Source organism: Paraburkholderia sp., from assembly GCF_049581445.1.
Lineage (GTDB): Bacteria > Pseudomonadota > Gammaproteobacteria > Burkholderiales > Burkholderiaceae > Paraburkholderia.
The window spans coordinates 1-11,288 of record NZ_JBAURZ010000342.1; the positions used below are offsets into that span (position 1 = coordinate 1).

Here is an 11,288-nt window from a genome sequence, read left to right on the forward strand (position 1 = left end):
GCCGCAGCCGCAGCCGCTGCCGCTTTCCGCGGGACGGGCGCTATCGAATCGCGGCTCGCGACTCATCGCCGGGGCTGGGGTGTCCAAGCGGCAGTGGGGCGCCTTTATGCCTGGCGTGCCGGACGTCTCGAAGTTTCCGGCGCGTGTCTGGAGCCGCCTGCATAACAAGTACTGGCGCCGCTTGCGGCCCGATCTGCTGACTTACGCGCCCGGTGGTGGCCTCGCGCTGCTGCGACACGCGTTGGCGGACTATCTGCGCACGTCGCGCTCGGTGCGCTGCACGCCGGAGCAGATCATCATCACCACGGGGATTCATCAATCGGTGGATCTGGCCGTGCGTTTGCTGTCGGATCCGGGCGACGTCATCTGGACCGAAGACCCCTGCTATTGGGGAGTGCGAAGTGTGCTGCACGTGTCGGGTCTGGAGTCGCGTCCCATCGCGGTGGATGCCGAGGGCATCAACCCCTCTACCGATGATCTCGCCCATCCTCCGAAGCTGATGCTGGTAACGCCCTCGCACCAGTACCCGCTCGGCATGGTGATGAGTCTCGCGCGTCGGCGCATGCTGCTCGAATATGCGCGCCAGCATCAATGCTGGATCATTGAGGATGACTACGACAGCGAGTTTCGTTATGGCAGCCGTCCGTTGGCGTCGCTGCAAGGACTCGATACGGCAGGTCAGGTGATCTATGTAGGCAGCTTCGGCAAGACGCTGTTTCCGGGTTTGCGGATCGGCTATCTCGTCGTGCCCGAGGGGTTGGCCGAGAGTTTTGCCACCGCCAGTGCTGAGCTGTACCGCGAAGGGCAACTGTTGCAGCAGGCCGTGCTCGCGGAATTCATCGCGGAAGGGCATTTCACGTCGCACATTCGCAAGATGCGCACGCTGTATGGGCAGCGTCGTCAGGCGGTGCTCGACGCCGCATTGCATCGCTATGGCGACGCGATGCCCGCAGTAGGCGGCGACGCGGGCCTGCACGTGGTGATGCAACTGCCCGAGGGCGCCGACGATCGTGCGGTCGCGGCGGCGGCGCTGGAGCGCAATATCGTCGTGCGGGCATTGTCGGGCTATTACGCGCAACCGGCGCGCGCACCGTCGGGATTATTGATTGGTTACGCGTGCGTGCCGGATGAGGAGATCGTGCCGGCCTTCAATACGCTCGCGGACGCGATCGACGCGACGCTCCCTGAGTTCGCGTGAAGACTGAAGGCCAGCTCATGCCGTTGCCCGCGACACGCGCGCCGATGCCGTCCACTACCGACCAGGCCGCAATAAAGAGCCCCGTGAGCAGAGCGAACGGCACGCTTTCGCCAACGCTCAGATCACCTTTGCACGCAGCCAGGAAGAGGCCAGATCGATGGCAGTGACGACAACGATCACCATAATCAGCACAGCAGCCGTAGACGCATAGTCGAACGAACGGATGGCCTCATATAGCACCACGCCGATCCCGCCCGCACCCACCATGCCCACCACCATCGCCGAGCGCACGTTCGATTCGAAGCGATAGAGCGCATACGAGATCCACAACGGCAAGACTTGCGGCAGCACCGCATAGATGATTTCGTCGAGACTCGTGGCGCCCGTGGCGCGCACGCCTTCCGCGGGGCGCGGATCAATGGCTTCGACCGCTTCGGCAAACAGTTTCGCCAGCACGCCGGTGGTATGTACCCACAACGCCAGCACACCCGCGAACGGACCAAGCCCGACCGCGACGATGAACAGCATCGCAAACACCATTTCGTTGATGGCGCGACAGGCGTCCATCAGGCGGCGTACCGGTTGCACGACCCATTGCGGCGCCATGTTGTGCGCGCACATCAGACCGCATGGCACTGCACAAACCAGCGACAACACCGTTCCCCACACCGCCACCGACAACGTCACGTACATTTCATGCACATACGAGCGCCACTCGGTGAAATCAGGCGGGAAAAAGTCTTTGGCAAACTGGCCCATATTGCCGCCATCCGACAACAGATCGAGCGGCCGCATATCAGCACCGTGCCAGCCGAAGCCGAGCACGGCGAACACAGCAATCCATCCGAGCAGCGACATCCAGCTGCGCTTGCCTGTTTTGGCGGCTACCGGCGCGCCGACAGGGGGCGTCGAACTCGCGCTCGAGTAGTTGGCGGCGCTCATTGCTTCGACGTGGCGGCGTTCAACGCGCTCAGCTTCGCGTCAAGTGCGGCCAGTTGCGTCTTGCGATCGTCGGCGGACAAGTGCGTATCCGCCTCGACCTTCTGCTTCTGCTGGAACAGTGCGACCGCACGGATCGGCAGCAACTGTGCATCGGACGAAGCGGCAAAACCGCCGTAACCGGTGATCGTCGCCATTACAGCCTTTTCATGCGGATCGGTCTTGGCGTAATTCAGGAAGAACGTGCGCACCTTATCCTTGGTAGCCTGCGGCAGATCCTTGCGCCACACGATCGGGTCCGATGCGATCGGCGCCGAAGTCCACAGCACGCGAACCTGGGCGAACTTGTCCGGATGCACTCGCTTCAGCGTGTCGAGCGTGTCGGTGTTGGTGGTCGCGATGTCGATCTTGTTGTTCACGATGGCGAGCATGTTTGCCTCGTGGCTCGACGGCAAGACGGCCTTGAACGACGTGTTGACCGGCGCGTTGTGTTTGGCGAACAGGTAGTAGCCAGGAATTAGCGTGCCCGAGGTGGAATTCGGATCGCCGAAGCCGAGCGTTACGTCCTTGGTATTCTTGAAGACATCGTCGAGCGTCTTGAAGCGGCTGTTGACGTTGGTGATCAGAATCGACTCGTAGGAGGAGCCGCCATTTGCATACACGACCTTGGCAAACACCTCGGCGTTGGAGCGATCCACGGCTTCTATCGCTGAGGCGTTGCCCAGGTAGGCCACCTGCACCTTGTTAAAACGCATGCCTTCGATGATGCCGGCGTAGTCCGTGGCGAAAAACGCCTTTACGTGCAGGCCGGTTTGCTTGCTCATGTCGTCGACCAGCGGTTGCCAGCGTTGCGAGAGTATCGCGGAGGAATCGGTCGAGATGATGCCGAGATTGAGGTCTTCGGCATGGGCAGCGATGCAGGCAAACGCCGCCGCACCGGCGATCAGTGAGCGCAGGAATTTCATGGTGGTCAATCCAGTGGCTGAAGTGAAAAAGGGCGTCGCGGCGTGTCAGGCAGAATGCGCGGGATCGAGCGCGAACGCGTAACGTTGTTGCGACGTGGGCGCATCCTCATGGGGTGGCTTGGCGCTGCTTACTGTTTCTTCGAGCAATTCGCGAGCGTCGTCGCCGTAAAGTTTTTGCAGCAGTACCGGCGTGAGCGCGGCGGATGGGCCGTCATAGACAATCTTGCCGCGTCGCAGCGCAACGGTGCGCGCGCAGTATTGCATCGCGATGTCCACCTGATGCAGCGACACCAGCACCGTCAGGCCGTGATCGCGATTGAGCGCGCGCAGCATGTCCATTACGCGGCGCGATGATTCGGGGTCGAGCGAGGCAATCGGTTCGTCTGCGAGCACAATGCGCGCACGCTGCACCAGCGCACGCGCCAGCGCGGCACGTTGCTGTTGTCCCCCGGAAAGCGTTGCTGCGCGTTCCTGCGCGTGTTCTGCGATTCCGACTTCGCCGAGCGCGGCGAGTGAGAGGGCGCGTTCGTCACGTGGAAAACGGCCAGTCACGCGCCGCCATAACGGAAGGCGTGAGAGGGCGCCAATCAGGACGTTGGATTGCACCGAAAGCCGGTTTACCAGATTGAACTGCTGGAACACGAAACCGATATCACGGCGAATCCGCCGTACCTCTCGCACGAGGCGGCCGTTTTGCTGGATCGGCCGACCCAGGATCGAGATTTGTGACGGTTGCGGATCGGAGACGGTAAAGCCCGCGATATGCCGCAGCAAGGTCGATTTGCCAGAGCCCGAGGCGCCGATCAGCGCCACCATTTCTCCAGATGCGACGCGCAGATCGATTTCGTCGAGTGCCTTGCGGCCGTTAGTGAACGTCTTGCTCAGGCGTTCGATGCGGATTGCTTCCATGCGTACCCCGTCAATGCATCCGGCAATTGCCGGAACGTGTGGCACATTCTAGGAAGCCTCTGTGACGGTTGAGTGAAGGTATCTCAACGTCTAGACGACTATATCTTTTAGGCGGCAATCACGCGGCTACTTCAGCCCATAGGTCAAGGGTCGATGTGTCAGCCGTGTGACACATCATGCGTGTCAGGCATGTCGTCGTCTAATATGCGCCGCGAACACGCTATATTGTCGAAAAGAACGCGTGTGCCGTCCCCAATAACCTTGCAAACACATTCGGCGTCGCCATGCAGGCCAAGGCTCTCAGTCTTCTCCCCGACACCTTTGCGGAGTACGAGGAACTCAAGATGATTCTCGACGCCGGCAGCGCGAGCTTCGAGGTCCGCACCTTATGCGAGGCGCACGTACACGGCAGGACCTTTCCGGTGCTGACGGCGAGCATCGGTTCGAATGATCCGCTGGCGCCGGCAATCGGCTTCTTTGGCGGCATCCACGGACTTGAGCGCATCGGCACGCAACTCGTGCTCGACTATATGCGGGCGTTGTTGTCGCGACTCGAATGGGACGAAGTGCTGATGCGGCAACTGCAATCGATTCGTCTGATCTTTATGCCCATCTGCAATCCGGGCGGCATGTGGGCTGCCACGCGAGCCAATCCGAACGGCGTCGACCTGATGCGCAACGCGCCACAGGACGCCGATGAACGCGTGCCTCCTCTCGCGGGCGGCCAACGTGTCGGCGCGTGGCTGCCGTGGTACCGGGGGCGGCTTGGCGCGCCAATGGAGGTCGAAGCCGCAGCATTGTTACGACTGGTCGACGAGGAACTCGCCTCGCGGCCGCTTAGCTTTGCGCTCGATTGTCACTCGGGCTATGGCTGGAGCGACAGCATCTGGTTTCCTTATGCGAGGACGCGCAAGCTGATGCCGCATCTGCCAGAGATGTACGCGCTCAAGACCATGTTCGAACGCGCGCATCCACACCACGGTTACGCTTTTGAGCCGCAAAGCCATCAATATCTGCTGCATGGCGATCTATGGGACTGCGCGTACGATCGCACCCCCTCGCCAAACGTCTTTTTGCCCATGACGCTCGAACTGGGTTCGTGGTTATGGATCAAGAAAAATCCGCGCCAGCTGTTTTCGCGCCAGGGTATGTTCAATCCGGTGAAGGCGCATCGTACGGCACGTGTATTGCGGCGCCACGCGAACCTGCTCGACTTCCTGACCCGTGCGGCTTTTGCATCGCAGCGCTGGCTACCGCAAGGCAGCCAGCGTCTGCAACTGTTGCAGACCGCGATTGAACACTGGTATCGGACCAAACCGGCATGAGCACGTGGATTCTGCTGCGTGGGCTTACGCGTGAGACCCGTCACTGGGGACGGTTTCCGGCTATTCTGCGCGACGCGGTGCAAACGGATAGTCTGTTGCAACTGGATCTGCCGGGTAACGGCGCGCTTGTGAGTCTGCGGGCGCCCGGCGAAGTCGCGCGGGTCGTGACGGCCGTGCGGCTCGCGGTATTGCAAAGCAGTGTGCCAGGCCCCTACCGTGTGCTGGCGATGTCGCTGGGCGGCATGGTCGCGACCGCGTGGGCTCAGCAGTATCCCGCCGAGATTGAACGGCTTGTGCTGATCAACACCAGTATGCGGCCGTTTAGCCGTGCGCCGGAACGTCTGCGTCCGCAAGCGTGGCCACGTTTGTTAAGCGTGGCGGCAAACTGGCGTCGCTCGCAGCAGGCCGAGGCAAAAGTTCATTGGTTGACCTGCAACAACCATGAAGAGCGTGAAAGTGATCTCGCTGCCTGGGTGGCGATCCGCGACAGCGCACCCGTGAGCCACGCCAACGCATTGCGCCAGTTGTGGGCGGCGGCCCGCTTCGATGCGGGGACAGTGGTGCCGCGCTGCGCGACACTGATTCTCTCCGCCGCGCAGGACCGGCTAGTCAATCCGGTGTGCTCGGCGAAACTGGCAGCGGCGTGGGGTGCGACGCATCGCCAGCATCCGTGGGCGGGTCATGATCTGCCGCATGACGATCCAGTGTGGACAAGCGAAGCGGTGGCCGAGTGGTTGCCGCAGGTCGCTGATACGGAACAGAACACGTTTTGACAGCCAGAGTTTCGAGTGGCGTCTGTCGCAGCAGAGGTGCGTATTTTGGCAGCGTTGGCGAAAACGATCTGTAAGCGCTGGGCCTTGCACGATACGCAGATATCAAGCGGCCGTCAGTGGTGACATCGACATTGATCAGGAGAAAACTGCATGGATTTACGTTTTGCTGTGCGCCGCAGATTGGCGCACGTCCTTAGAGGCGTATCGGTTGCCCTCGTTTGCAGTGCGCTGTCGTTGAGCGCGGCCCATGCGCAAACTGCCGTGTCTGCCGCGCTGACGCCAGCTGAAACGACTCATGTGGTGGCGGCGCTCAAGGCGAGCGGCACACAAATCTACGTCTGCAAACGCGATGCGAATCAACAGCTCGCTTGGGTGTTCAAGGCGCCGAGCGCGGACCTGTATGACGCTTCCGGGCAACTGGTCGTGAAGCACAGTGCAGGACCGACATGGCAGGCCACCGATGGCAGCAAGATCACCGGAAAGGTTCTGCAACAGGCGCCGAATCCGGATCAGTCAGACAGTATCCCGCTGTTGCTGCTGCAGGCGACCAATGCCGGCGGTCCCGGCCTGCTCGCGACAGTGCGCTATGTGCAGCGACTCGATACGCGAGGCGGCCTCGCACCAGGCAGCCCCTGTACGCAGGAAGGCGAGGAGGGGCGTAGCCCTTATCTGGCGGAATACCTGTTCCTTGAATGAACGCAGCCGCGTCTAACCGGACCTTGAACAGGCCGGCCGTTTATTCAGAAGGCATACCGCGCAACAAGGTCGATGTGCGGGTGCACATCGACTTTCGATTATCGGGCGCATAATTCCATTCTGACGATGCAGTCGATTGCCGCCCGTCGTGGAGGAGATCATGCAAGCGAAGAACGAAGAATCCGTCGCGCACCTGCTAAACGATGTCATCGAATTCGCGCGTGAGCGATTGCCGGAACCGGCGTTCGCTATCGTTGAACCCTTTTTGCTGCATTACTACGATTTCGTCGATGCCGACGATCTGCAAAGCCGTGCGATCGCCGACCTCTACGGCGCCGCGCTCGCGCATTGGCAAACCGCCCAGCACTTCGTGCCCGGCAGCGAACGGCTAAGGGTCTACAACCCCATTCTTGAGCAGCACGGCTGGCATTCGGACCATACGGTCATAGAGATCGTGAATGACGACATGCCGTTTCTGGTCGATTCGGTTTCGATGGCGGTCAACGGGCTGGGCCTCGCGCTGCATTCGGTCGTGCATCCGGTGTTTCGAATCTGGCGTGGCGCCGATGGCAGCATCGTGCGGGTAGGGCAGGGTGCCGAAGCTGCGGACGATGGCCAGTCGCAACTTACTTCGTTCATTCATTTCGAAGTCGATCGATGCGGCGATGCCGCAAAACTCACCGCGCTCAGGGACGATATCGCCAAAGTGTTAGGCGACGTGCGTGCGGCGGTGGAGGATTGGCCGAAAATCGTCGACATGGCGCGTGCCACGATCAAGGACATGAAAGCGCGCGATACGGGCGTGGAAGGTATCGAAGCGCGTGCCTTTCTCGAATGGATGGTCGATAACCACTTCACGTTTCTCGGCCAGCGCGACTACGAACTGGTTTCCCGTGACGGGGGCTTCGGTCTGCGCGCGGTGCCTGAGTCGGGCCTCGGCATTCTGCGCGATACGTTGCGGCCGGTCGGCGCAGCGGAGGTCACGCCTTTACCGCCAGCCGCCGCGCAGATCATTACGGGCGCCTCGCCGATCTTCCTGACCAAAGCGAATTCGCGGGCCACAGTCCATCGGCCTGGGTATCTGGATTACGTGGGCATCAAGCTGACCAGCGCGGACGGCAAGACCATTGGCGAGCGGCGCTTCATTGGGCTTTACACGTCGACCGCGTATCTGGTTTCAGCCGCTGAGATTCCGATTGTGCGGCGCAAATGCGCGAATATCGTGCGGCGCGCGGGTTTTTTGCCCAAGGGACATCTGGCGAAATCGCTGGTGACGGTGCTGGAAACGTATCCACGGGACGAACTGTTTCAGGCCGAAGAAGATCAGCTCTATGACGTCGCCCTCGGTGTGCTGCGTCTTCAGGAACATCAACGCACGCGACTCTTCGTACGGCGTGATCGCTTCGACCGCTTTGTTTCGTGCCTGGTGTTCGTGCCGCGCGACAAGTACAACACCGATCTGCGGCGGCGCATTGCCAGGTTGCTGACGAGCGCATTCAACGGTGCCAGTGTGGAGTTCACGCCGCTTCTGTCCGAATCTGCATTGGCTCGCATTCATTTCGTCGTGCATGCCGAGCCCGGTGCGATGCCGGATGTCGACACGCGCGAACTCGAAGCGCGTCTCGTGCAAGTAACGCGCCGCTGGCAGGACGATCTGGCCGACGCGCTACTCGATGCGTTTGGCGAAGAGCAAGGCAACCGTTTGCTGCAGCACTACGCTGATTCGTTTCCTGCGGGTTATCGTGACGACTATCCAGCACGCACGGCGGTGCGTGACATCGAATTGATCGAACGCCTGCAGGGCGGCGATCGCATCGCGATGAATCTGTATCGGCCCATCGAATCCGGGCCGCGTGCGTTTCGCTTCAAGGTGTACCGGGCGGGGCTGCCGATCGCACTCTCGCGCAGCTTGCCGATGCTCGAACATCTGGGCGTGCGTGTCGACGAGGAGCGGCCGTATCTGATCGAAGCGCTCGACGCGACGCCGGCATGGATTCACGATTTCGGGCTGGAACTCGCGGACGATACGGAATTCGACATCGAGCACGCGAAAAACCTCTTTGAGGATGCCTTCGAGCAGGTCTGGACCGGCGAGATCGAAAGCGACGATTTCAACCGGCTTGTCCTGCGGGCACAACTCGGTGCGCGTGAAGTGACGATCCTGAGGGCGTATGCGAAGTATCTTCGCCAGGTGGGTTCGACGTTTAGCGACGCGTATATCGAACGCGCCGTGACGGGCAATCCTGCGATTGCGCGCAAGCTCGTCGAACTCTTCGTCGCGCGCTTCGATCCGGTGCTCGGTGATACACGTGAAGCGCGGGTCGAACTCCTGCTCAAATGGATCGACGCTGCGCTCGACGAGGTGCCGAACCTCGACGAGGACCGCATTCTGCGACAGTTCCTCGGCGTCATCAACGCGACCCAGCGGACCAATTACTACCGGCTGGATCAGCACGGACATCCAAAGCCCTACCTGTCGTTCAAATTCAATCCGGCGCGCGTGCCTGGCTTGCCGGAGCCGAAGCCGATGTTTGAGATCTGGGTGTACTCGCCGCGCGTGGAAGGGGTGCATTTGCGCGGTGGACGTGTAGCGCGGGGCGGCCTGCGCTGGTCGGACCGGCGCGAAGACTTCCGCACGGAAGTGCTGGGCCTGATGAAAGCGCAAATGGTGAAGAACGTCGTGATCGTACCGGTGGGTTCGAAGGGTGGTTTCGTGGTGAAGAACCCGCCGCAGCCCAGCGATCGCGAAGCGTGGATGCGCGAAGGCATTGCCTGCTATCAGACCTTCCTGCGCGGCTTGCTCGATGTGACGGATAACCTGTCCGGCAACGAGATCGTGCCGCCGCCCGACGTGGTGCGTCACGATCCCGACGATCCGTATCTGGTGGTCGCCGCCGATAAGGGCACCGCGACGTTTTCCGACTATGCGAACGCGATCTCCCAGGAATACGGTTTCTGGCTCGACGATGCGTTTGCGTCCGGTGGCTCGGTTGGCTACGACCACAAAAAAATGGCGATCACCGCACGCGGCGCGTGGGAGTCGGTGAAGCGACATTTCCGCGAGATGGGCGTCGATACGCAGACGATGGATTTCACGGTAGTGGGTGTGGGCGATATGTCCGGCGACGTGTTCGGCAACGGCATGCTGCTGTCGCCGCATATCAGGCTGGTTGCGGCCTTCGACCACCGGCATATCTTCCTCGATCCGAATCCAGACACCGCAGCAAGTCTGACCGAACGCGGCCGACTGTTCCTGCTCGAACGCTCCAGTTGGGCGGACTACGATCCGTCCGTCATTTCTGCGGGTGGCGGCATATTTCCGCGCACCGCCAAGACAGTGCCGGTCTCGGCTGCCATGCAGGCGGTGCTGGGTATCAGCGCGGCGGCGCTCGCGCCCACTGAACTGATCCGCGCCATTTTGCAGGCTCCTGTGGATCTGCTCTACAACGGTGGCATTGGCACGTATGTGAAGGCGAGCCGCGAGACACACTTGCAGGTCGGCGATCGCGCCAATGATGCTGTACGCGTGAACGGCGCGGATCTGCGCTGCAAGGTGGTGGCCGAGGGCGGCAATCTCGGTCTCACGCACCTTGGACGCATTGAATTCGCGCTACGCGGTGGCCGGATCAATACGGATGCCATCGATAATTCAGCCGGTGTCGATTGCTCTGATCATGAGGTCAACATCAAGATTCTGCTCGGTCTGGTGGTGACGGACGGCGAAATGACCGAGAAGCAGCGCAACGCACAACTGGCCGAAATGACTGATGAGGTGGGTCTGCTGGTGCTGCAGGACAACTACTATCAGACGCAGGCGCTCTCGATTGCAGGACGTTATAGCGTGGAGCTGTTCGATGCGGAGACGCGCTTCATGCGCTGGCTCGAACGGGCGGGCCGGTTGAATCGTGTGATCGAATTCTTGCCGACTGACGAAGAGATCGCGGAACGACTGGCGGCGAAGCAGGGACTGACCTCGCCTGAGCGCGCGGTGCTGCTCGCCTACAGCAAGATGTGGCTATACGATGCGTTGCTCGACTCCAGCATGCCGGAAGATCCGCTGGTGAGCGACATGCTGATCGAGTATTTCCCGAAACCGCTGCGCGAGCGCTTCAGTGAACCGATGCAGCGTCACCCGCTGCGGCGTGAAATCCTCGCGACGTATCTGACGAATGCGCTGGTTAACCGCGTGGGCTGTGAATTTGTGCATCGGTTGATGGAGGAGACCGACGCGCAGCCTGGTGAGATCGTGCGGGCCTGCATCATGGCGCGCGATGTGTTCGATCTGGACCAGATCTGGCGCAGCATCGACGCGCTCGATAATCGCGTTGCCGACGATGTGCAGGCACGCATGTTCGTCGACGTGGCCCGCCTCGTCGAAAGTGCGGCACTGTGGTTCCTGCGGCAATTGCAGTCGGGCGCCGTGACTGACGTACCGGGGCTGTTGGCGCGTTGCCGCGATGCGGCGCAACGCCTGGCCTCGCAA

Annotated in this window: 8 protein-coding genes and 1 pseudogene; 5 read left to right on the top strand and 4 right to left on the bottom strand. The window is 61.3% G+C overall.

The annotated features are described in order from the left end of the window. Window positions 1-1,198: PLP-dependent aminotransferase family protein (locus tag WCA85_RS28690; protein ID WP_424068252.1), on the top strand; the 1,198-nt coding region annotated here is incomplete at its 5' end. Between the two features lie 10 nt (window positions 1,199-1,208). On the opposite strand, the pseudogene WCA85_RS28695 reads toward WCA85_RS28690, so the two are convergent. From WCA85_RS28695 to phnC, 4 genes and pseudogenes are all read right to left on the bottom strand, one after another. Further along, a pseudogene (locus WCA85_RS28695) lies at window positions 1,209-1,316 on the bottom strand (EamA family transporter); the annotation flags it as partial. Continuing rightward, window positions 1,316-2,140 carry a phosphonate ABC transporter, permease protein PhnE gene (gene phnE, locus WCA85_RS28700; protein WP_424068253.1) on the bottom strand — a complete coding sequence of 275 codons (825 nt, stop codon included), beginning with the start codon at window positions 2,138-2,140 and terminating at the stop codon, window positions 1,316-1,318. The pseudogene WCA85_RS28695 and the gene phnE, both read right to left, overlap by 1 nt. Beyond that, on the bottom strand, window positions 2,137-3,102 hold the full coding sequence (gene phnD / locus WCA85_RS28705; RefSeq protein ID WP_424068254.1) for a phosphonate ABC transporter substrate-binding protein: 966 nt from the start codon (window positions 3,100-3,102) through the stop codon (window positions 2,137-2,139). Before phnD ends, phnE begins: the two co-directional genes overlap by 4 nt. Window positions 3,103-3,147: 45 nt before the next feature. After that, window positions 3,148-4,011 (bottom strand): phosphonate ABC transporter ATP-binding protein, encoded by an 864-nt coding sequence (gene phnC, locus WCA85_RS28710; RefSeq protein WP_424068255.1) that lies wholly within the window; start codon window positions 4,009-4,011, stop codon window positions 3,148-3,150. Between the two features lie 284 nt (window positions 4,012-4,295). Here phnC and WCA85_RS28715 point away from each other — a divergent pair, with 284 nt between their 5' ends. The 4 genes from WCA85_RS28715 to WCA85_RS28730 form a co-directional block, all read left to right on the top strand. Next, the gene (locus WCA85_RS28715; RefSeq protein WP_424068256.1) at window positions 4,296-5,336 is read left to right on the top strand and encodes a M14 family zinc carboxypeptidase; all 1,041 of its coding nucleotides are present in this window, start codon (window positions 4,296-4,298) and stop codon (window positions 5,334-5,336) included. After that, window positions 5,333-6,109 carry an alpha/beta fold hydrolase gene (locus WCA85_RS28720; protein ID WP_424068257.1) on the top strand — a complete coding sequence of 259 codons (777 nt, stop codon included), beginning with the start codon at window positions 5,333-5,335 and terminating at the stop codon, window positions 6,107-6,109. Before WCA85_RS28715 ends, WCA85_RS28720 begins: the two co-directional genes overlap by 4 nt. 150 nt (window positions 6,110-6,259) lie before the next feature. Then, complete coding sequence (locus WCA85_RS28725) at window positions 6,260-6,805, top strand: DUF3455 domain-containing protein (protein ID WP_424068258.1); 546 nt, start codon at window positions 6,260-6,262, stop codon at window positions 6,803-6,805. A 160-nt stretch (window positions 6,806-6,965) separates the two neighbouring features. Beyond that, the coding region (locus WCA85_RS28730; RefSeq protein ID WP_424068259.1) for an NAD-glutamate dehydrogenase at window positions 6,966-11,288 on the top strand (4,323 nt) is incomplete at its 3' end.

Coding starts and splice junctions, on each gene's coding strand:
- phnE (WP_424068253.1), bottom strand. CDS start 2,140: ATGAGCGCCGCCAACTACTCGAGCGCGAGTTCGACGCCCCCTGTCGGC.
- phnD (WP_424068254.1), bottom strand. CDS start 3,102: ATGAAATTCCTGCGCTCACTGATCGCCGGTGCGGCGGCGTTTGCCTGC.
- phnC (WP_424068255.1), bottom strand. CDS start 4,011: ATGGAAGCAATCCGCATCGAACGCCTGAGCAAGACGTTCACTAACGGC.
- WCA85_RS28715 (WP_424068256.1), top strand. CDS start 4,296: ATGCAGGCCAAGGCTCTCAGTCTTCTCCCCGACACCTTTGCGGAGTAC.
- WCA85_RS28720 (WP_424068257.1), top strand. CDS start 5,333: ATGAGCACGTGGATTCTGCTGCGTGGGCTTACGCGTGAGACCCGTCAC.
- WCA85_RS28725 (WP_424068258.1), top strand. CDS start 6,260: ATGGATTTACGTTTTGCTGTGCGCCGCAGATTGGCGCACGTCCTTAGA.